Origin of the sequence: Solirubrobacter deserti, from assembly GCF_027587175.1 — a bacterium.
GTDB lineage: Bacteria > Actinomycetota > Thermoleophilia > Solirubrobacterales > Solirubrobacteraceae > Solirubrobacter > Solirubrobacter deserti.
The window spans coordinates 1-20,703 of record NZ_JAPCID010000026.1; the positions used below are offsets into that span (position 1 = coordinate 1).

The 20,703-nt window shown below is 68.1% G+C and carries 21 protein-coding genes; 8 read left to right on the forward strand and 13 right to left on the reverse strand.

The features are described 5' to 3' along the window. Positions 1 to 139 precede the first annotated feature (139 nt). Together OJ962_RS18110 and OJ962_RS18115 are read right to left on the reverse strand one after the other, a co-directional pair. Positions 140 to 661, reverse strand: a complete 522-nt coding sequence (locus OJ962_RS18110) for a hypothetical protein (RefSeq protein ID WP_202954306.1) — start codon at positions 659 to 661, stop codon at positions 140 to 142. 161 nt (positions 662 to 822) lie between these two features. After that, positions 823 to 2,790 (reverse strand): hypothetical protein, encoded by a 1,968-nt coding sequence (locus OJ962_RS18115; RefSeq protein ID WP_202954307.1) that lies wholly within the window; start codon positions 2,788 to 2,790, stop codon positions 823 to 825. Positions 2,791 to 3,118: 328 nt separating this feature from the next. Here OJ962_RS18115 and OJ962_RS18120 point away from each other — a divergent pair, with 328 nt between their 5' ends. The 3 genes from OJ962_RS18120 (at position 3,119) to OJ962_RS18125 (ending at position 4,666) form a co-directional block, all read left to right on the forward strand. Further along, entirely contained in the window at positions 3,119 to 3,832 is a 714-nt protein-coding gene (locus OJ962_RS18120; RefSeq protein ID WP_270006513.1) for an IS110 family transposase, read from the forward strand. Positions 3,833 to 3,911: 79 nt separating this feature from the next. After that, on the forward strand, positions 3,912 to 4,196 hold the full coding sequence (locus OJ962_RS34455; RefSeq protein WP_407697519.1) for a transposase: 285 nt from the start codon (positions 3,912 to 3,914) through the stop codon (positions 4,194 to 4,196). Between the two features lie 170 nt (positions 4,197 to 4,366). Further along, positions 4,367 to 4,666, forward strand: a complete 300-nt coding sequence (locus OJ962_RS18125) for a hypothetical protein (RefSeq protein ID WP_202954309.1) — start codon at positions 4,367 to 4,369, stop codon at positions 4,664 to 4,666. Positions 4,667 to 4,800: 134 nt separating this feature from the next. On the opposite strand, the gene OJ962_RS18130 is transcribed toward OJ962_RS18125, so the two are convergent. Next, positions 4,801 to 4,977 carry a hypothetical protein gene (locus OJ962_RS18130; protein ID WP_270006514.1) on the reverse strand — a complete coding sequence of 59 codons (177 nt, stop codon included), beginning with the start codon at positions 4,975 to 4,977 and terminating at the stop codon, positions 4,801 to 4,803. Between the two features lie 267 nt (positions 4,978 to 5,244). Here OJ962_RS18130 and OJ962_RS18135 point away from each other — a divergent pair, with 267 nt between their 5' ends. Together OJ962_RS18135 and OJ962_RS18140 are read left to right on the forward strand one after the other, a co-directional pair. After that, positions 5,245 to 5,688: an Imm7 family immunity protein gene (locus OJ962_RS18135; RefSeq protein WP_202954311.1), complete on the forward strand. Its 444-nt coding sequence runs from the start codon at positions 5,245 to 5,247 to the stop codon at positions 5,686 to 5,688. Positions 5,689 to 5,990: 302 nt separating this feature from the next. Then, positions 5,991 to 7,907, forward strand: coding sequence for a DUF262 domain-containing protein (locus tag OJ962_RS18140; RefSeq protein WP_202954312.1), 1,917 nt, complete (start codon positions 5,991 to 5,993; stop codon positions 7,905 to 7,907). A 1,149-nt stretch (positions 7,908 to 9,056) separates the two neighbouring features. Here the strand turns inward: OJ962_RS18140 and OJ962_RS18145 are convergent. Then, the gene (locus tag OJ962_RS18145) at positions 9,057 to 9,593 is read right to left on the reverse strand and encodes a GreA/GreB family elongation factor (protein ID WP_202954313.1); all 537 of its coding nucleotides are present in this window, start codon (positions 9,591 to 9,593) and stop codon (positions 9,057 to 9,059) included. Between the two features lie 178 nt (positions 9,594 to 9,771). On the opposite strand from OJ962_RS18145, the gene OJ962_RS18150 reads away from it, so the two are divergent. Next, complete coding sequence (locus tag OJ962_RS18150; protein ID WP_255525864.1) at positions 9,772 to 9,906, forward strand: hypothetical protein; 135 nt, start codon at positions 9,772 to 9,774, stop codon at positions 9,904 to 9,906. Positions 9,907 to 9,977: 71 nt separating this feature from the next. Here OJ962_RS18150 and OJ962_RS18155 read toward each other — a convergent pair whose 3' ends face one another. Both OJ962_RS18155 and OJ962_RS18160 read right to left on the reverse strand, forming a co-directional pair. Continuing rightward, positions 9,978 to 10,310 carry a hypothetical protein gene (locus OJ962_RS18155; RefSeq protein WP_202954314.1) on the reverse strand — a complete coding sequence of 111 codons (333 nt, stop codon included), beginning with the start codon at positions 10,308 to 10,310 and terminating at the stop codon, positions 9,978 to 9,980. Positions 10,311 to 10,431: 121 nt separating this feature from the next. After that, the gene (locus OJ962_RS18160) at positions 10,432 to 10,920 is read right to left on the reverse strand and encodes a DUF5063 domain-containing protein (protein WP_202954315.1); all 489 of its coding nucleotides are present in this window, start codon (positions 10,918 to 10,920) and stop codon (positions 10,432 to 10,434) included. 209 nt (positions 10,921 to 11,129) lie between these two features. On the opposite strand from OJ962_RS18160, the gene OJ962_RS18165 reads away from it, so the two are divergent. Beyond that, positions 11,130 to 11,648, forward strand: coding sequence for a hypothetical protein (locus OJ962_RS18165; RefSeq protein WP_202954316.1), 519 nt, complete (start codon positions 11,130 to 11,132; stop codon positions 11,646 to 11,648). Between the two features lie 71 nt (positions 11,649 to 11,719). Here the strand turns inward: OJ962_RS18165 and OJ962_RS18170 are convergent, their stop codons facing one another. Next, on the reverse strand, positions 11,720 to 12,253 hold the full coding sequence (locus OJ962_RS18170; protein ID WP_202954317.1) for a hypothetical protein: 534 nt from the start codon (positions 12,251 to 12,253) through the stop codon (positions 11,720 to 11,722). 344 nt (positions 12,254 to 12,597) lie between these two features. Between OJ962_RS18170 and OJ962_RS18175 the strand changes: the two genes are divergently transcribed. Continuing rightward, entirely contained in the window at positions 12,598 to 13,008 is a 411-nt protein-coding gene (locus OJ962_RS18175; RefSeq protein WP_202954318.1) for a hypothetical protein, read from the forward strand. A 152-nt stretch (positions 13,009 to 13,160) separates the two neighbouring features. On the opposite strand, the gene OJ962_RS18180 is transcribed toward OJ962_RS18175, so the two are convergent. The 6 genes from OJ962_RS18180 to OJ962_RS18205 form a co-directional block, all read right to left on the reverse strand. After that, a complete protein-coding gene (locus OJ962_RS18180) occupies positions 13,161 to 13,460 on the reverse strand; it encodes a hypothetical protein (RefSeq protein WP_202954319.1) in 300 nt (99 codons plus the stop codon). Between the two features lie 183 nt (positions 13,461 to 13,643). Beyond that, a complete protein-coding gene (locus tag OJ962_RS18185; RefSeq protein ID WP_202954320.1) occupies positions 13,644 to 14,252 on the reverse strand; it encodes a hypothetical protein in 609 nt (202 codons plus the stop codon). Positions 14,253 to 14,341: 89 nt separating this feature from the next. Next, on the reverse strand, positions 14,342 to 16,507 hold the full coding sequence (locus tag OJ962_RS18190; RefSeq protein ID WP_202954321.1) for a hypothetical protein: 2,166 nt from the start codon (positions 16,505 to 16,507) through the stop codon (positions 14,342 to 14,344). Between the two features lie 23 nt (positions 16,508 to 16,530). Beyond that, a complete protein-coding gene (locus tag OJ962_RS18195; RefSeq protein WP_202954322.1) occupies positions 16,531 to 17,898 on the reverse strand; it encodes a hypothetical protein in 1,368 nt (455 codons plus the stop codon). A gap of 133 nt (positions 17,899 to 18,031) precedes the next feature. Further along, positions 18,032 to 19,861 carry a type IV secretory system conjugative DNA transfer family protein gene (locus OJ962_RS18200; RefSeq protein ID WP_202954323.1) on the reverse strand — a complete coding sequence of 610 codons (1,830 nt, stop codon included), beginning with the start codon at positions 19,859 to 19,861 and terminating at the stop codon, positions 18,032 to 18,034. After that, the gene (locus tag OJ962_RS18205; RefSeq protein WP_270006515.1) at positions 19,858 to 20,601 is read right to left on the reverse strand and encodes a hypothetical protein; all 744 of its coding nucleotides are present in this window, start codon (positions 20,599 to 20,601) and stop codon (positions 19,858 to 19,860) included. The genes OJ962_RS18200 and OJ962_RS18205 overlap by 4 nt, the downstream gene beginning before the upstream one ends. Positions 20,602 to 20,703: the final 102 nt, after the last annotated feature.

A 20,703-nucleotide genomic window follows, 5' to 3' on the forward strand; every position in this document is an offset into this window, starting at 1 on the left:
ATGCTCACGGCTGGTCATGACCGCCACCTTGCAATCACAGGCGAAAGTGGTCTTTCTCGACGAATTGACGCATTACCGGGACAGCTACCGAGGCGCTGACCGGAGCGTCGAACCGCTCGCCCGCGTCGTGGTGTCCTCGCTACTCGGGAGGGGCCACGTCGAGAAGCCTACGTGCGCGGAAACGATCTAGCAGCGCGGGCGGAATGGTCGCTTTCAACTGCGCCTCGAGTTCATGCTGCTCGTTGATGTCCATGGAGGTGTTGGCGAAGACCACGAAGTCCTTGGACGTCGGCAGCGAGCTCCAGTCGTACGCGGCCAGCGCTCGCGCTACGCCACCCATGAACGCAAACCAGTCTTCGTCCATCTCCCAGGCATCGCGCAGGTCATCGGCGATGAGGGCCGCTTGCTCGGGGACCGGGAGCGCTTCCCCGATGCTGTACTCGCCCGGGTTCCACAGCGTGAGGCCAATCCCCCACGGGTCCGGCTCCGCGAGCCATTCGTTCCACTCGGCGGACGTGACCAGTCCCACGACCGGGATCGGGGCCCACCCCGCGCCATACGCCAACCCAAGCGCAGCGACAGGCTCGTCTGGCCAGTGGTCTGCCGCCCACGCGAGCACGCGCTCTACAACGACGTCGTGGAGCTGCTCGGCGCGAGACACGCAGCTCAACCTAACGCTGCCGTCTAACGATTCGTATCTGGGTGAGCCGTCGTACGGGCAAAGTGGTCTTTCTCGACGGAGACACGCCTTGCGATCTGCAGCTCGGGCTGATCTCACGAGCCGCGCGCTAGGTGTCTTCGTCGAATTCGACGGCGCTTACCCTAGTCCAGGCTATTGCGGTTCAAGGAGTCGGCTAGTTGCGCAGCCGTGTCCAGAAGCGCCGCGATCTTCGGCGGCTCTATCCAACCGAGGATTGTGCAGATGGCGCGGCTCGCGCGTAGCAGCGCGGCCGCGGCGACCAACAGCGCTAATGGGTCCATCTCCCGGGAATTCGCGTGCGGTCCGCCGACCATGACTGTGTCGTCGGCTGTGCGGCTGAATCTCGAGAGTTTTGCGAGGCCAGGGTGTCCGGTCGCCAACACGGCGCTTTGCGCCGTTGCCCAGTCCTCCTTGAGTCCGATAGATCGCGCGATCTCCTCATAATCCGGTGTCCAGCTGCTGCCGGGAGCGCCTGCGGCTCGAGCCCGAGCCTCGAGGCTCTCGTAGGCTCCCCCGTTCGAACTAGCGATGCGGCTCATCCAGGCGTCCACCTGTTGCAGCCCGTCGAGATGTAGGCCGGCAACCCGGTCCGCGCGGCTCTCTGGCGCTTCGCTGGCAAGCTCCGACAGGAGCAAGGCATCCCGAAAGATCGCGGTGGCTATGCCGATCGCCTCTGACGAGAAACCCTGTTTGACGAGGAGCAGTACCGCGGCGTGGCGGTGTCGACAGTGGTCATACGTGGCGAGAAGGCCGACGTTCGACCCCGCTCGTTCAAGCATTTCGCCACCTCCCAATCCCGCAGCCAGCTGGTCGACCTCGCCCGCTAGAGCAGCGAAGGGGTCTACCTTCGCGGTCGAGACGTCGACATCAGGCTGGCCTTCTGCCACCGACGCTCCGGAGGCCGCGGCACCCCAGATCTCCCAGCGTGTCGGCTGGAAGGAAATTCCGTCGGCCAGCGACGGGGTGATCGTGTCCTCGGGTTGCATGAGAAGGCGATCGGGGTCGTCTGGGTTGGCCCGGACTGACTTCAGTCGAGACCGCCAGAGCAGCCGCGGATACTCCTGGTCCGGTGCGGCGAGGTCTTCGCCAGCGCCCAGAAGTGTTCCCCACACGTAGCGCGTGAGAAAGGAGCGAAGTGGCTTGTCATAGGGCTTGCTCTTGAGCGTTTCGACCGACTTGGCATCCAGCTCACTGAGATCCAGGATGGCTGCACGCAGATAGTCAGCAGTGACGTTGACTATCGGCTCGGCAATCTCGCGAACGCGCTTGAAGTCGAGGAATGAGTGCGAGAAGCCGTTTCGGGCCTCTTGAGCCGCTTTCGCGGTCGCGTTGTCGCCGGCGAACAGAATCCGCCGTCGAACTTCCGAATCAAGGCGGTATCCCGGCTTGCCGCCCCGCGGATCGGCTACGCCCCATTGATCGGCGAGCTCTTCTGCGGAGATGTCGCGGCGCTTGAGTTCGCGGTCACGAGCGAGCGTGGTAAGCGCTTCCATACCGATGAACAGGTGAGCCATGGCTAGCGTCTCTCGCCCCGGCATCCAGTGCGACAGGGCGAGGGCGTACTGGGCAATCGCGCGCAGGAGGCGTTCACGGCCTGGATGCCCGTGCACCGCTTGAAGGAGCTGAACAGTCGTCGCGGCGTCAAGAATGCGGCGCGGCGAAGGCATGGTCTTCTGCGGTTCAGCCACAAAGTTCTGAAAGAAGCTTCGCTCAGCCAATGCAGGTGTCGCCTCGAATGCGATCTTCGGTTCGATGTCGCCTACCCATGCGTTCGCACTCGTCGCGATGGCGGGTAGAAAGCCAGCCGCCGCGTTTGCGTACGCGGTCACAACGTCGCTGAGCGCAGGTCCGTCAGCGACATCACCACGTACGTCAATCCACAATTCTCGGGGCACAGGGTGTTCGAATCCCTCAGGCGAATATCGCGTGCGGAAAACGATGTCGACCGGCCCCACGTCCGTTGGTACGCCGATCAGCCGCATCGGTACGACCTCATCACGAATACGAACATCACTGTCAGCAGCGAGAGCGACGATGAACCGTCGCCTGGCCGACCCGGAGTCGTCGCAGATCGGGGGAGAAGCGCTCACCGGAGAGATGCTGGCGCACGCAGCGGACAGGATCTGTCGCCGACGAACAACCCGCTCTACAACCTTCCAAGTCCGCCCGAAGGAGCGCTCAGTGTCATCTTGGCCGAGGGTTCGGCGGTCTGTCCGGTGGACTCGGTTGGGTCTCGGGACGGCGGCGGACTGACCGCGAAATAGCGAGTCGACGCGAGTCTGACTAGGAGAAGTTGTGTCGTCCGTCGCTGCCTGAGGATCGCTGGCGTGACTCGATAGGAGCTTGGCGATCGTGCCCTCACTGAGGTCTGTCCGTCGTGGTCCGTTTCGTGGTCAGCTCTTGAAGGGACGGTGGTCGATGATCGTGCTCGGTGCCGACACGCATAAGCGCACGCATGCGCTGGCGGCGGTTGACGCCGGCAGCGGCGCCGTCCGCGCGCAACGGTCGATCACCGCTGACGAGCCTGGGCATCTGCAGGCGCTGCGGTGGGCGCGCGAACTCGATGACGAGCGCGTGTGGGCGATCGAGGACTGCCGTCACGTGTCCGGTCGGCTCGAGCTCGCGCTGATCGCAGCCGGCGAGCGGGTGGTCAGGGTCGCCCCGCAGCTGATGGGCCAGTCTCGCCAGGCCGAACGTCGCCCCGGCAAGTCCGATCAGATCGACGCGCTCGCGGTCGCGCGGGCCGTGGTGCGCGAGGGCATCGACCGCTTCCCGAGTGCCTTCTTGGACGAGCGCGCGATGGAGATCCGGCTGCTCGCCGATCACCGCAACGACTTGATCGCCGAGCGCACCCGCATCGTGAACCGGCTGCGCTGGCATCTCGTGGACCTGTGCCCGCAGTTGGAGGCCCAGGTGCCTGCTCGATGCGTGGATCACCCGGTGTGGCTGGAGAAGATCGCTCGCAGGCTTCAACGGCTGCCCGCCAGCCAAGCACGAGTAAGATCGCGCGTCAGCTCGCCGCCTCGATCCGGCAACTCACGCGCCAAGCCAACGACATCGAAGCCCAGCTGCGCGTCCTGGTGCGCGCCTATCGCCCGCGCCTGTTCGCCGAGCTCGGCTGCGGCACGTTGACGGCCGCGACGTTGATCGGGCGCACCGCCGGCGCTTTGAAACCGACGCTCGTTTCGCCCGCCAGGCCGGCACGGCGCCGATCCCGGTCTCCTCCGGCAAACGCGACCGCCACCGACTGCACCGCGGCGGCGATCGCCAACTCAATCGCGCGCTTCACACGATCGCCATCACCCGCGCCCAGCGCGACCCCGAGACGCGCGCCTACCTAGACCGCAAGCTTGCCGAAGGCAAGACCCGCAAAGAAGCCATCCGCTGCCTCAAACGCCACCTCGCCCGACGCTTCCACCACCTCCTACGGGAACCACCTGACGCCCCAGCCCTGATGCCGGTCACCGCACCCCCGAGAGTCGCCTGCTTGATATAGGAGCAACTTCTCGACGGTTGCGCCCATCTGCGTGCGACGTCAGGACATCGCCCTACCGGCTTTACGTGGGGCGCCGGGCAGGTCGCTCTGGGACGATCTGCGTGCAACTGTGCATGGTCGAACCTTGAGCGCGCTGCTGCGATTGGCGGCTCGGCGGGTTGGAAGCAGCGATGCTCGTCGCCGCCTGGGTCAGTACGATGCCGCCCGCAATGACCGCCGTCCAGCGCGAGAATCTCTACCGCAAGATCTTCCTCGCCGGTGGCGAGCTCGAGATAACGATCGAGGAGCTACTGGCGACCTTCGATCGGAAGAAGCTCACCGAGAAGGCGCGGGACGAGATGTTGGAGCAGCTCACGTTCCGACGACAGATTCACGTGTCCCCGGCCCTCACCGAGGTGCAGCCCGGAGACCGCGTCAGGTTGCGGGGGCGCGGTGCGCCTCGAGTGGATACTGACTCGTCGTCCGCTTAGCTGCTCACGAGTCCTGAAAGGAGCACGGGCGCTAACGCCGCTGCGGTGCGGCGCGCATGGTCGGCGTGCGGTGCCTTCCTGGAACCTGGGGACACCCTCCGACGCTCAGATCGTCCGCCCAAGTCGGCGTCGTCTCACAGCCGTGAAATTCCGCGCCACCGCAAAGCAGCTCGATCGGCCAGCAACGCGTTGCTGATCAGCTCGTGAGTGAGCTCGCCGCGATCGGCAATCGCCGCGAACAGCTGACTGACCATCGTCGGCCCAGCGAGGGCGCCGTAAGCGCTCGTGTCGTCGCGGGCGTAGGTGAGCATCGAGATCAACAGCGTCCCCACGGCGAATGCCCACACCGGGCGCGTACGCGCCCTGTTCGCGAGCATCGAGCTTGGAAAACGCGGAGATGAGAGCCATAGCCGTCGAACGATCCATCCGTCATCGTGACCGTGTGCCGGGACAGCCGCTCGGGCCGGCCGGGAATACGGTCGCGCTACATGGCCTGCATCGCCGAGACCCGGTCGTCACCGAAGAACGCCTCGGGTCCGGACTGAAATAGGTGTTTGTCGACGAACTGATCACAATGGATGGACGTGTTCGAGTATCACGGCTGGGCCACGATCCTGGATTCGACCGGGGAGCAGGAGTTCGACGAGGACCCTTCGCGCACCACGCTCAACGCCGTTCGCAACGCGATGGCGAACTCGGGCTTGGGAAACCGTGTCGCCCTCGATGTGCGCAACGGCTTGTGGTTTCTCGCCATCCACGGTTTCAACAACCACCGAAATCCAGCAGTCGTGGAGCTCTTTGAGGCCGTCGCTCGCATCGCCCCGGGGTCATACGGGATCCTCTTCACCCACGATGACGAAGCGGGCCTTCGGAACTTCGTGGCGGGGCCATACGAAGCGGGCGAGCACGAGAACTGGTGGTACTGCCGCGTCATGAAGCGCGGTCGTGTCGAGCGTCACGCCGACGCGTTGCTGTCGCCGCACGTCCCGACGGTCGAAGACGACCTCTCAAACTCCGCCTGAACCGGTTCGGTCGCGAAGGGCCGGCCGTGCAAAGTGGCGTTTGTCGACGGTTCGCACCCCCTTCCCGTGCCTCGTGACGCCGCGGCCGCGTGCGTGGCGACGCGCTGGCATGCACGAGACAAGATGTGTCACACCATTTTGATGCACGCAGGCACGCCGAGCTAAGGCGCGACGATCGCGAAAACCGCCGAGCTCGTCGTCTCGAGCCGGATTGCTCACGACGACGCGTCTACGAACGGCGCGCACACGTTTGGCCAATGGTGAACGCTCTTTGGCTCCGCAGACCGGTACGGTCCGCAGTGATGAAGGCCGAGACTCGCACCGTCAAGGGCATCTTCCATGGCGAACGTCGCTTCGAGGTGCCCGTCTACCAGCGCCCGTACGTCTGGAACCGTGAGCGCCAATGGGAAGCGCTCTGGCACGACATTGAGGCGACCGCGATCCGCCTCGCGGAGGCGCGGATCGCCGGGCACGGGAAGGGCATCGATGCCGCGGTGGCCGATAAGCTGGCCGCCCCTCATTTCCTCGGCGCGCTGGTGATCGAGGACCAGCCTGTGATGACGGGTGCTGTCGACACGCGGCTCGTAGTCGACGGGCAGCAGCGGCTGACGACGTTGCAGTTGCTGTTGCGCGGCGTTCTGGACGCGCTAGACGCCGTAAACGCGCCGAAGCCGCTGCGAGCGCAGGTCCGTAAGGCCATCCGCAACGACGAGGAGGTTGTCGGCGAGGACGAACTGCTCAAGCTTGCGCCGCGGCACGCGGAACGGCAGCAATTCGCGGCAGCGATGGATCCGGTAATACCGGCGCCGACCGCGTCTCGCTTCGCGGACGCGCGGGCCTACTTCCGTGACGACGCTGCAGAGTTCTTGGCGGACGCGGACGTGCCGGCGGACCCATACTTCGACGGTGATGCCGTTGCGGCTCGCGCATCGTTGCTGGTCGCGACGCTCCTCGGCCTCGTGAAGCTCGTCGTGATCGATCTCGAGGGCGTCGACGACGCACAGGTGATCTTCGAGGCGCTGAATGCTCGCAACACGCCGCTTTCAGCGACCGACCTAGTCAAAAACCTGCTGTTTATGCGGGCCCAGGCCCAACAGCACGATCCCCAGGTGCTCTACGACACGCTGTGGAAGCGGTTCGACGATGAGAGCGACTGGTGGCTGGAACTTGTCGGCGTCGGTCATGCACAGCGAGCTCGGCAGGATTGGTTGCTCGGCGATTGGCTGATTGCCCAGCGCGGGATGACGATCAATGTCGGTCGACTTTATGGCGAGTTCCGCACGTGGCTAGACACAAGCGGTGTCGAGCCGTTTGAGGCGCTGTCGACACTCAACCAGTACGCGGACGCGTACGAGGTGCTCAACGGGCGACGAGAGGGCGCAAGCCTGCCCGAGCAGCAGGCGTTCCTACGGATCGAGCAACTCAACATCACCGTCGCGACACCGGTCATCTTGTGGCTCTTGGTCCAGCCTGCCGCGCGGCTGGAGCCCGACGAGCGCGAGCGCGCGATCCTCGCGATCGAGTCCTTCGTGATGCGGCGCATGGCCGTCAAATGGCAGACGCGGGCCTACGGGCCAATGTTCGTCGAGGTGCTCAAGGCCGCTCAGGCAGCAGAGACGAATCCCGGCCAGGCGGTCGTTGATGCGCTACGAGCTCAACCGCACGGCTACAGCTGGCCATCGGACGCCGACATCGTGACTGCGTTCGAGGAAGGCCGCTACTACGGAAACGGCGGGATCAACCGTGAGCGCCTTCGGATGGTGCTAGGGGCGATCGATCGTCGGCTTCAGCAGCAGGCCCTCAAGAGTGAGCCGTCGATCGTCGATTACGACGGACTGCAAATTGAGCACGTGATCCCGCAGAACTGGCGTACGCACTGGCCAGTAACTGTGCAGGAGCCAGGCGAGCGGCTGATCGCTGAGCAGGAACGGGACCGCCACGTCAACCGCATCGGCAACCTGACGCTCGCCACGAAGCATCTGAACCCGTCGATGAGCAACGATCCGTGGGCAGAAAAGCGTGCCGAGTTGCAGAAGCACAGCGTGCTGCAGCTGAACGCCGCGCTTGTGGCCGAACCAGAGTGGGACGAGCAGCGCGTGCGAGCTCGAGGCGCTTGGCTTGCTGGCCACTTCGGCAGCATCTGGCGCGGCCCCGACGACGCCATATGGGAGGGCGCCACTCCTATCCCAAAAGGCGTCGGCGACCACGGCCCAGCGTAGCCTCGAAGGAGGGCACGATGACCTGCCAGATCTGCGGCGAGGTGAAACCCGTGACGAAGTTCCCAACCGTGGATTCCGCGACCGGACGCCGGGGCGGCGAATGTCGTGCATGCCGCGACGAGCGTCGTGCCCTTGCACGCGCCGGAGGGTAAGGGGACGGACGGGAGCGCCGTCGAACGTACTCAGAATCAGTTCTTGTCTCCCAGCTGACGCGGCCGGACGAGCGAGGCCGCAGTGCGGTCCTCCGCAGCGCGGACACGCGGTCGGCGGCACCCGAACGAGGACGCCCTTCCGGCCAGCCTCCGCGCTGTGCACTGGCTTGCCCTCGACAGCAGGACACTGGGCATGGGCTCACACAGCCAGTCGAGCGAACAACAGCGGCCGGTCGTTGATCAAGGCGGCAAGGTCGGCGCCGATCTTGCGCTTGACGATGAGCCGGTTCGAGCCGCAGAGTCGCCGCTGAGCAGGTACGACCTCTCCTCAAGAGGTGCCGGCGCCCCCGAGTACCTATCGGTGGGTGGGTCGTCGCGTGGGCGCAGTGTCCGCAGGTCACGGGGCCCGGGCAGAGGGCCTCCACGGGCTGGTCTACTGCGAACCACGTAACCCTTTCTGTTGGCAGATCGGTAAGTCCTCCGCGTCGGCCTCGTGGATGCGACCCCGGCCCGCTACGCCCCGCCGGTTGGCGTCGTAGTGCCTGCGGTTGGTGATGGGCGGGGCCGGTTCTGAGGGAAGCGTGGCGATCTCCTCGCGAGCGAGCAGCTTCAGTCGCGTCCCGCGGTAGCTCTGGATGTATGGCGGCTTCTGGAAAGTCGCGTCGCGGCGGCTACCATGTCGTCCAGGAGCGCCGTCTCTTCGGCGGTCAGCTTCAATTGGTCGCGCGTCATGGAGCCACTTCTCCTCGGTGTAAGGGATGCTCACGGGGAGTAGTGGCGTGGCCTCGAAGTCCGCCCTTCGAATGGGGCGCGGCAATGCGGCCGCGAGAAGCGGGCCGGCCGAGCTCCACCCGCGGCTGAGGCTGCTTCGATGCAGAGGCGAAGTGGTGTTCTCGACGGTTTTAGTCCCTCCTTCGGCTCGGATCCCGCGTCGAATACGGGACCCGGAGAAGCGCCAGGCCAGGCAGCAGTGCGACCAGATCGCTCGTGGTCCTCCCTAACCGAAGCATGTGCCGCAACGGCGTGGCAGCGATCCCGTCTCCTCGCGGCAGTGGTGCTCGAGGACGCGCAGCGAGCTGCAGCACGACCTCGGCTTGGCCGTGCGGAGCGTGAAGTCGCTGCCGTCGAGGCCGAGATGCCAGCACTCGGCGTGGTGGAGGATGTGATCGTCGGTAACGCGGTCCCCAGGTTTGACGACATAGCCGTTCGGGTGGAGGCGGACCCAGTTCTCGTAGGCGTCGTCGTCCCCGGGCCCGAACACGAAAATCTCGGCAGTGGGCAACGGTCGAGGCTCGATCGCGGGTGGTTTCGGTGCCGGGACGACGGCCGTGATCCGATACCGGGTCGGTCGCGCGGCGGCGACCGTGACCGTTTCGCCGACGGATCGCCCAATCAGCGCTTGTGCGACGGGAGTGGCCGCGGAAATCTCGCCGGCTGAGGGATCTGCGCGGACGATCGTCCACGTCCGCGCTTCTCCAGTGGTTTGGTTCTCCACGGAGACGGTCGCGCCCACCTGAACGACTGGAGTGCTCATGGGGCACGGATACCCACAACGGTGCGCCACGGTGATGACCGATAGTCGTGCAACCGCATCGGGTCCACGCCCGGCGGGAATAGCAACTTTTCGACGATCTGGCTCCTCTTGACGCCGTATACGTTGTTGCCGTGGACCACCGCAAGCGATTCGTGGCTCGCGCGGAAGCGGGTCGCGGATGGAGGATCTGGAACAAGCAGCAAAGCGCTGGTGGGGTCCCGTGCTGTCGCGTCAGCCCGACGCGCTGATCGCTGAGCTGAACGAACTGAAGCGTCCGGAGCGGCTCGCCGAGCTCCTCCGTTCGGCTTCGTAAGCCTGACGCCGGCGCTCGAGGCCGAAGCCAAGAAGTAGCGCTCCTCGACGGGATGACCATCATCGCCTCGGTCAGGTGCCCGGGCCGCCGGGCTGGGGTGGCGGGTCCATCGGTGATCGCAGCCGAGGCACGACCGAACCTGTGCAAGCGTCGATGACCCGGCGATCGCCCAGGGGCGCTGCGAGAACGACGGTCAGAGAGTGCATGTGGCCGGCGGCGCGCGTCTGCCCGCGTGGCGCGGTGACGACGATCGCGATCTCGACGGCTTCCTGCGCTTCTTCCACCGAAACCGAGTCAAACCGGTGCGACGGGCGAGTGACGTAGTCGATTCGTAGCTGGCGATCGACGGGCTCTGCGTCGTAAGCATCGATGCGCGCTGGTACGCGAAAGCGTCCTGAGGCCACGTCCGCTAAGTATCACTTTTCGACGGTTTCGCTCCTTTGGCGGCCGTAGCGGTCGGTCATGACGGGCATGCTCGGCCCGGCCAGACATGACGCCCACGCCGTCCGGCTTGACCGCGGTGAGTCAGGCGGACGGCTGGCGAATAGCTAGCCCGGCATCGGCGAGGCGTGCGTGGATGGCTCGCAGCGCTTCCGTGGCGTGCCGGCCCCAGTGCGTGTAGAAGCTGAAGCGCCACTCCCAGGCGACGTCGTCTGGACAGGCGCCGCCGTGCAGCGCGAGCAAGCCGCGCTTCAAGTCGCGCCAGATGTCCGCGAGGTCGTCACCTAGTGGCAACAGGACCGCATCGGTTCCGCTGGGGCCCATGGGGTCGACAGTCGTCCAGTAGCGCGCCCAGTCGTCGAGCGTCGCCTGAACCGCGGCGAACCTTTCGCGCCATTGTTCGTCAACTGGGCCGTCCGGCAGTTCGGCGCTGGTCGGTTGAAGATCCGGCATAGTCGACGCGGCTGCGATGAGGCTCGCGAGCGAGTCTGCGAGGTCGGCTGCGAACGTGTCCCGTTGCGACGTCTCCGCGCTCTCGACAAGAGCGCAGTAGCGCTCGGCTTCGTTTCGCATGCTCACGCGACGATTGTCGTCGATGAAGGGCTTGGACGGTGCAAACCGCTGTCACATACCTGCTCTACGCCCCGTTGACGAAGGCGCGCTTTTCGACGATCTCGCCGTTCGTCGGCCATGCTCGCGGCAGATGGCGAGGCTCCTGGGGCGCTCGCTCGGGATCCGGCGACCAGCTCGTTGGAAATGTTGCGCCATCAGAATCCGCGAGCATGGACACGCGGCTTCCTGCAGGCACGGATTTCGCGGGGCTGGATTCCCATGAGGTCTACTTCGCGGTCTTCGACCCGCTCGACGAGCGCAGCCCCAACGGCCTGTGGGGCTTCAACGAACGCGACTTCGAACTCATGACAAAGGGCCAGCGAGCGGTCTTCAATCTGAACTGGCTGCGTAACTACATGGAGGCCGACACAATCCTCGAATACGCCGACGAGCCGGGGCTACGTGCACACGCTCACCGGCTTGTCGCGGACGCAGAACTCGTGGGTGCGTGGCCTTTCACTGCTGTGTTGGCGGAGATTGCGCCGGTTGTCGCGCAGGAACAGGAGCTGCCGTTCGACGATTCGCTCCTTGACGAAGTCGAGCGCCTCGAAGCGACCTTCTTCGCACTCGAAGACGACCACGGCGCGTTGTGGCACTTCCTGGCCGACTACATCCGTCGTACGCCCGAGGAATTCATCCAATCCGAAGCAGCGACTCTGTGGAGACGCCCAGCCGACGGTGCCCGCTGAGATCGAGCCAGCGATTAGAGCTTTTCGACGATTCGGTCATCCCCCGCTCGTCGACGGCTGGGCAACCAGGTTCAGCACCATTCGCTCCGGCGCACGTCGCGTAGGTAGCGAGCGACCGCATCGCAGGCCGGCCCGGAATACACGAGCGGTGGCGGCTGGCGGCGGTCCAGGCGGATCGGAAGCACGAGCCCGCGCACAGCCGCGCGGCCTCGCGGTGGGATAATGACTCGCCGGAAATCGTACGGCCCGTGGTAAATGATCAACGCGCGATTCCCGGTGGGTTCGGCCAAGGTAAGCGTCATCTGGCGTTCGAAGCCGAGCGCCGGGCATCCATGTCCGGGAGGAAGGATCTGGTCGCGCATCTGCGCCCATACGGTGACTGTCCGGGTGGTTCGCCGCGCGCGGAAGCGGTCGAACTTGGAACAGACGCCTTCCGTCACGATGACCTCGAAGCGGCGCTGACCACGCGCGCGCTCGATTGAACCGACGACAGCGATTCCAAAGCCGGCAGCCGAGAACCGCGACGCGTACGTCGGCTTGTCGTCGGGTCGGGCGATCACCACGACACCGAGAATCCCGGCCGCCACCAAGACCAGCAGCGACACGGCGATCCACCTGCGACCGACGCTTGGCCTAGACATCGCTTTGCGCATCGGCTGGCACCACCATCCTGGGAAACGTAGCTGCGACACTCTTCGCTGGGTGCCGCACGGTCCGACGGCGCGTTAGCTCGGCCTCATACCAGTCATGCGAGTGGTCTTTCTCGACGGAAAGGTTCTTCGGGGTAGCTGCGATCCGCTTCGTCGCCGCTCGTTGCCGGTGGCGGCTCCTTGCGTCGGCGCTCGCTCAGAACGGCAAGTAGTTCTGGCGGGTGACGCGGGGACCCTACGCTCGGCTTGTGGACGATGGGCACCCGGGACCGCGTCAGAACTACGCTTTGCAAGTCCTTTTGACCGAGATCGATGGCATCGAGGTGTGGCTTGAGCGTGTAACGCTGCGGAGCGACGCCGTCGCCGTCGCGCTACGCGCCCAGCAGAATGACGCGACCCGAACGCTGGACTCGCGCTACGAGGCCGTCTTCGAGGCGTGGGCGGAGATGGCGCAAAAAGATCGACAGCGCGGTCGCAAGCTATCGGGTCAGCCACCAGCGCAGCCAGGCGAGTGGCTTGCGGAGATTCCGCTTCATCTCGGGGACGACGCCGGAACCAAGTACCGCCCGGTTAAACGTCAGGCCGCTGGGACCGGAACTGAGTGGGAGGCGACGTGGGTCTTCTCGCCGGCTCCAGCGGAGAGAGCTACGGCGATATCGATCTGGGTCGGCGACCCGGACGACCGCTCGCGCGTGCACGTGACGCTGTAGACATCGACGCGGTAACTACCCCTGATGCGGCGATCTCGGACCGGGCCATGACGAGGTAAGGCTGCGACGCCATCAGCAGACACAGAAGCGGTGCGTTTCGACGGTTCCGCCCATCTGCCAGCCGCCTGAATCGTGACCCTGCCTGCGCGGGGTCACGCACAGGCCGCGGCCGTCGTCGACTCGACGTCCGGCGGCGTGGCGAGGTCGCCGTGCGTCGGCAAGCCTTTCTCGCGCGCGTACACGTCCCAGTTCACGGCGCGCTCGATCGCTTCGTCGGCGCTCATCGGGACCACGCCGCAATGAGTTGGGCTACAGGCGGACAACCCGCCGCCAAGGACGAGCGAGATGCCCTCGAGCGTGTCGTCGGCGTGATCGACTGAGACGCAGAGCATCGGGTGGTAGCGGCAATCCTCGTAGAAGTCACCGCGCGCTATCCGGTTGGACTTGCTCATCCCGGGGACCGTACCTCGGCGCGCACGGATGGAGCGCTTCTCGACGAATCCGCGCATTCCACGGCCGCCGCAAAAGCCGACGAGAGGTGCCTTAGCCCGCCGCAACGGCGGCTAAGTTGCTGGCCGACTTCCCGGGCTGAGGTGGCGCCCAGGAAGTCGGGTTCCGTCAGACGCTCGGGGCTGTCAGCAGGACACGAGCAAGTGGAACGGGGCGGGCGTCGGAGTCCCGGCGCCGTCGTAGGTCCGGACCAACACGTTCGCGCCGCCCGCGGACTGCGCGCTGATGCGCCCGCCGGCTGGGGGCTGCTCGAGGACCGGACCGTTCTGGACCGCGCTCAGCGTCGCCGCGTACAGACATCCGGAGACGTCACGCGAGAACTGCACCGTGTACTCGTTCGAGCCGCCCGCATGCGTGACTCCGACAGCGTTGCCGAGCGCCCGTCCACCGCCGGAGTCAACAGCCGCGCGGTCGCCGACGCCCGACGGACCTGAGGGACCGGCGGGTCCAGCGGCCCCTGCCGGGCCTTGGTTGCCGCGCAGCTGCGCACGGGCGTTGGTGGAGATGTCAGTCAGGCGGATGCTGCCGTCGGCGATTTCGCTGCTGCGCACCGCGCGGGAACGGATCTCTGAGGCGCCGACGGAGTTCGTTCGCAGCTGTGCCGAGCCGACGCTGTTGCGCGGGAGCGCGGTGGCGGCGTAGGCGCCGCCGCCGAGGGCGAGAAACAACGCCAGCGAAGCGACCACGTTGGCGTACGTGAGGTGCCCGCGCACACGGGCCGATAGATCCTTCATGGGCGATGACTCCTCATCGATCGGTGCCCCCTTGCCTGGACGATAACCACCGAGGCACGAAGAGTTGCGGCCCACCCGTCACTGGGCGGCTAGAGGCCGCGAACCCTGACATGAACGGTACGGGTGTGGCCGGTGGTGAATGGCAGCCCGGGCTGACGGCGGATGCGGGCTCGGAAGGTGAACCGTGCGCCGCCTTGCACGGTTTGGAAGCGGTAGCGGTAGGACCAGCGTCCGGTTTGGGCGCTTGCGCGGGGCTGAGCGAAGGTGCGCCACTGCCCGCGGGTGCGGACTTGCAGCTCCACCAGCGCGCCGGCGGCGGGAATCCAGCCGCCGGTCAGGCGTCCGCGGAAGGTGACGTATTCGCCGTTGATGACGGTGCGTCGGCCCGCGCGGATAGTGCTGGCGGCGCGCACGCGCAGCGCGACGTCGCCGTTGCGACCGCGGATTTGGCCGCTGCCTGGGTAGCGGAATCGGATGGTGCGCGCCGGCCCGCGCGGAGCTAGGTAGCTGAAGCGGCCGGTCCGGGAGGTGGTGACGGTGGCGATCTGTTCCCACGCGCCGGTGCCGGTGAGGTCCAGCTGGCGCCAGACCTGCACCGGCGCGTTGGGCATCGGCTGCCCGGCGACCGTGAGCCGCCCGTATAGGCGGGTCTGGCGTCCGACACGAACGGTCGGGCGCGCCACCAGGCGGTTGTGGCAGCGGCGGTGTCTGCCGCGGCCGGTGCAGCGCTTGCTGCCGCGGCGGCCGGCTTGGAGTCGGCTGGCGAGCCGGACCGGCAGCTTGGTTGTTGCGGGCAGCCCGTCGCCGGCGCGGTCGTTGGAGGCTTCCAGCCCGGCGGCGTCACGCACGCGGGCGCGCAAGAAGTACAGGCCTTTGGGCAGCGTCTCGTCGTCCATCAGTGCGCTCAATCCGCTGGCGTCGACGCGGGTGTCCAGGGGCTGCCATGCGCTTTGGTCTTCGCGCCGGATCTCGATCACGCCCGCGGCGAGCCCGGAGACTGGGTCGCTGGCCGCGAAGCGCACGCGCGCGGGGTCCTGCGGATCCGGGGCCTGGAAGGCGATCGCTTCCGGAGGCGCATCGTCGTAGCCGAGCCCGTAGAGCTCGACGGCGGTCGCCGAGTGCTGGTTGCCGGCCGCGTCGATCAACCACAGCTGCAGCCGCCACAGTCCCGGCCCGGGGAGCTCGAGGTCCTTGATCTCCGTCAGGCTGTTGCCCCAGCGCGCGCCTGACCGGCAACGGGCCTGCGCCGCCGCCGTGGTCGTGGCGTCCGCGTCAGCTGCCGGTTGCGGGCACAGGCGATAGCCGACGCCCGCGACCGGCGCCGCGTTCTGCGGCGGATTGCGCCAGCTGACTGACACCTCGTCCTGTGCGCGCCAACCAGCACCGCCCCGGACCTGCGGCTCCAGCGGCTCCGCGGGCGCCGTGTTGTCGACATAGAAGGTGCCAGCGGCCGCGATCGTGTTCAGGTTGCCCGAGGCGTCGATAGCCTCGACGCCGATCGTGTGTGCGCCATCTGCCAGGCCGCCGAGTCCAAGCTCGAGCGTCGTCTGACCGTTCGAGCACGGCACCTTCTGCGAGAAGTCGCAGGCACGCACGACGCTGCTCACACGCACACCGTCGACCAGGGCGCGGACCTCGCGGATGCCGATGTTGTCGGCTGCATTGACCGTCAGGGTCTGTTTGCCGCTCTTCCAGCCGCCGCTGACCAGCGAGCCGCCGGCGACCGACAGCGAGGGCGCGCTGCCGTCCGACAAGGTGATGGTCGAGCTGTTGAGGACGGCTTGGGAGTATAGGCCTGCGCCTGAGCATCCGCCGGGTGCGACGCAGCGCACGCCCACGACGAGGGCGCCGCTGTTGAAGGCGGGGTAGTCGGTGAGCCCGGTGCTGCCCTGCGGGCAGCTGACGCTCGGGCAGGCGACCATCTCGCGCGCCGAGATGCCTTCGCTGGCGACCCATGCTTGCCAGCCGTTGCCGCCGACCAGCGAGCCGCGCAAGCCGGCCGTCGCGATCGCCGTCCCAGGGGGTGGGTCAAAGCGCCAGCCGCCATACGCGCCGTAGGGCGTCAGCCACGGCTGGCCGATGTTGCGGGCCACCAGGTCGGGGCAGGCGGGAAAGATCGCGACTTGTCCGCCCCAGCCGGCCCAGTGCCCGCACGTTCCTGAGACCGTGTAGTAGCCGGCGCGCGCTGGACCGGCGGCGAAGAGCCCGACGAGCAGGGTGATGACGACGGTGGCGGTCAGATGGCGTGTGCGCATGGCGGTGCGGCTCCTGTCTGGGGTCAGAAGAACTCGTTGGCTCCCGGCGCCGCGGGCACCGGTGCCGGTGCGGGCTGGCTGGGTTGGTAGGTGGGGTCGAACTCGCTCGCGCCGTTTGGAGCGGCGTTGGCGGGCGCCGGCGAGGCCGGAGTCTGCTCATGGCTGCGCGGCCCGGTGCCGCCCTGGGTCTTGCTCGTGCTGCGCTTGGGCGTGGCTTTGCGCCGCGGGGCCGCGGTCGCGGTCGGCGTGGGCGTCGCGGTGACGATGCCGTGCCGAAGGCGCGGCTCAGGCTCGGACGGCCGGCGTGGTGTTGGGGTGGGGGTCGGCGTGGCCTGTTCGACCTTGGCCGGCGCGTTGTCGCGTACCGGCGGTGGAAGCACGCCGGTAGCGATGCACGCGCCGAGGGTGCCGGCACCGCCCAAGCAGAACGCCGCCAGGTGCGCGGCGGCGGTGGTCGCCAGCCCGCGGCCGGCGCCGCCGGCCGCCAGTTGCGCGGCGGTGCCGGCAGGTTCGGTGATCGCGCGTGCGGCCCAATCGGGGAGCAGGTCGCGGAGGCCGCTGGTGCGGGCGCGTTCGGCGATCTCGGGGGCGGGTAGCAGCGCGGCGACCTTGGTGTGGAAGCGCGCTCCGCGCAGGTAGCGCAGATGGCGCGCGTAGTCGGCGATGCACGTGGGGCAGCGCTCGACCTGCAGGTGCACGCGGGCGGCGAACTCCCGCGTCCCGGTCACCGGCGGATCGGCGGCGGGGTTGTCGTGCTCGGCGGCGAGCGTCGCGACGCCGGGCGCGAGGTACCCGCACAGGCGGCCGGCGGTGTAGATGATCGCGAACCGCTCGCGCTTGGCTTCGATCGCGCGCAACGCTTTGCGGACGGTCCCGATCGGCATGTCCAGCTCGCGCGCGAGGCCAGTCGCCCCGAACTCGCGCGGGTCATCGAGGTGGTCGCGTTGGCACCAGAACACGTCGCTTTCGTCGGGCGCCAGCAGCGCGGAGAACTGCAAGACGACCGTGCGCTCGGCGAGCGCCAGGACCTCGTCTTCCGGGGTCTCGGTGACGGCCAGCTCCTCCAGTGCTGCGAGGTCCACGCGCCGGTTGTTTTTGCCGCGCACGATCTCGTGGCGCCCGTCGGCGGCGCGCTGGACGCGCCGGTCGGCGGCGTTCCAGAACACGCGCTCAAGCTCGGCGCGGCTGTGGATCGGCCGGTCGCGGTAGTGCAGCGCTGCGAACTCGATCGCGTCGTCGACGACCCATTCGCGCGCATCCGGGCCCAACCGATCGCTCTGCGGGAGCTTGCGCGTGAGCCGATCAAGCAGGTACTGGCGGCGCGGCGCCAGCGCACGGGCACGCTTGTCCGGGTCCCAACCGCCCGCCGGCCGGGGCTCAAGCGCAGTCACGCGCGCCTCCCACCCGCGCGAGCGGACTGTGTCGGTGTGGGCGATGGCGCGGGCATCACTTGCTTAAGCCCGGCGAGCTGCGCTGGCGCGCAAAGAGATTTCCGCAGCCCGCCGCTGCGGCCCGCCCGAATGCTCATAGAGCCTCATCCACCCCGGGTAGGTCCGAGCTCCCGCAGACTCGCCCCCCGGCCGTCACGGTTGGCGCGTCCGCGCTCTCGCCGGGGAGGCGGGTCGGACCGCATGGCTGGTACAGCCCGTCGATCGCGGCCGGCGGCCGGTCGTGATCGGGCAGCTCCGCGGGCTGGACCTGCACACGTTCCGGGGGCGGACCGAGCGTGCTCCACACGTACGCCTCCCCGGTCGCGAGCGCACGAAAGTCGTCGGGGCGCACGAGAAACTCCCGGACCCGGCGGCGACTGCCCACGCCGTCGGTGGCGGCTCCGGAGCGGGTGGTGCGGTCGGTGTACTGCCACACCTCGCGCGTGCCGATCAGCTTCGACAGCCAGTCCTTGGACTCCGGCGCGCTCTGGCGATGGAAGATCCCCGCGGCGAAATTGTCGGCCAGCGCGTCCAACAACGCCGGGTTGCCGGTCGCGGCCGCGAAGTCCGTAACGCTCTGCGTGGTGACCGCGACCTGGCCGCCCGCCGAGCGCGCGCGCTGCATCAACGCCAACGCGCGCTCGCCAGCACCCGTCGAGAGCACGCCACCGAACTCGTCAATCAACGCCGCCCACTCGCCTCCCTCCGGCAAGGTCAGCGCGGCCGCCGCGGCGTCAGCGAGAAACAGCGTGGTGATCGCGCGCGCCTCATCCGGGAGGTCATCCACCCAGGTCCTCACGAGGACCACCGCCCCGGCCGCAAGCGCTGCGGGAAGCGTGATCGCGCCCCGGGCGCCGTCCGGGGCCAGGACGGTGCGCCAGCTCTCGCCGGCGACCACGCGCAAGCGCAGAATGCCGCCGGTGAGATCGCGCCGCCCCTCCGGCGTGGCCAGCGTGGCGCGATGCGCGCGCATGCGCTCGACGACGTCGGCGTGCTCGCCGGCGCTCACACGGACCAGCGCGAGCAGCTCGTCGTAGCGATTCAGCTGCGCGGCGTCGAGCAGCAGCGGCAGATTCGCGGGCCACAGCCCGGCGGCGCGCAGCCCGGCCGCGACCGTGCCCAGGTGCACCTGCAGCAGGTCGGCGTAGTAACGCGCGTTGCCGTCGCCGGCGCCGATCGGTGCAACCAGCCGACTCACCACCGCGCCGATGTCATCGCTCCACAGCGGATTCCACCGATCCCCGACCGGGTCGCGCGGATCGAACACGACCATCGGCCGCCCAGCCAGCCGAGCGCCCGCCCGCAGGTCGCGCTCGAGCCCGCGGTCGCCCTTGGGATCACACACGAGCACCCCGACCTGGTCGCGGAGCATCCGCGCCAACAGCCACCGCCGCGCCGAAACCGTCTTGCCCGACCCCGTCGCGCCCACGATCAACAAATGCCGCCCCGCGCGACTCGGAACGAGTCCGGTCCCGTCGGCGGCCATCGGCACAAACGGCTCATCCACGGGCCACGCGCGCTCGCGCACCAACTCGCCCTGTCCCGCGATCCGCACTCGCTCCCCGCGCGCATACTTCGCGGCGCGCCGGGCCCGGGCGCCCGGCCCGAGCAGCGACCAGACCATCACTCGCGCACGCTCGAACTCGCGCAACTCCCCGCCCGCACCCAACGCCGCCAACCGCAACCGCCGAGCCAACGAGGCCGCCACGAGCGCGCCCGACAGCACGGGCGCCGCGACGATCAACAACGGCGGCTGGCGGAAGAGCAGCGCCAGCGTCCACAAGCCCATGCCGACCGGCGCGAGCGCGTACAGGTTCCACGCCGACAAGCGCGTGCGCCGATGCGCCCACCACGCCCCCACAGCGCCCGAGCAGCCTCCCGCGATGAACGCTCCCGCCAGCGCCCCCACCAACACCACGCTCACCGCACACCCCCACGCTCGTCAACCGCACCGATCGCCGCAGCCCTCGCGTCAACGGCTCCTTCGCGCGGCCGATTGGGGTCGCGGGCGGGCGGAACCGGCCGCCCCGCCCTTAGCTCGCGGGTCAGACGCCGGACCTCCGCTTGGACGTCGGCCAGCGACCGGGTCCGGAAGCGGCTCTCCGGCAGGCCGGCGCGCTCGGCCGCGCGGCTGACCGCGTCGAGCACGTCCGCGCGATCGCAGACGTAGATCAGCCCGCCGGCGATCTGGCCGGACGCGATCGCTTGCTCGTGCCCGGCGAAGATCGCGCGCAGGCGCCGCGGCGACTTCAGCGACAACTCCACCTCCACCGCCACGCGAGCTTGGCCGGGCATCACGACGCCCAAGTCCGGGCGGTGCCGACCGCGCGAAGCGGCCCACACCACCGGGATCTCCCATCCGTTCTGTCCGCGCAGCTCGCGCTCGCTGAGCCACTCGCGGCCGCGTAGCGTCAGCAGCGCTGCGACCCACGACACCGCTCGCCCGTGCCGCAGCCCTGAGCCGTGCGTGGCGCCGGCACGTACGTCGCCGCGATCTGCTCCGACCGCGCGGCGACCCGCCGCGGTGATCGCGACCACGCTGCCCTCGGCGTCGAACGCGCGCGCCAGCAAGCCCGCGCGGCGCAACCGGGCGACGTGCGAATACGTGCTGCGACGCCCGAACCCCATCGCCAGCCCCAACGGCTCAATCCCGGCCACCTCCACCCGCGCCAACCACGCCAACGCCTGCAAGCTTCGCCACCCCGGCCCACGCGCCTTACCGCCCCGACCGCTCACCACACACCACCCGCACTCGCGCCCGCGACC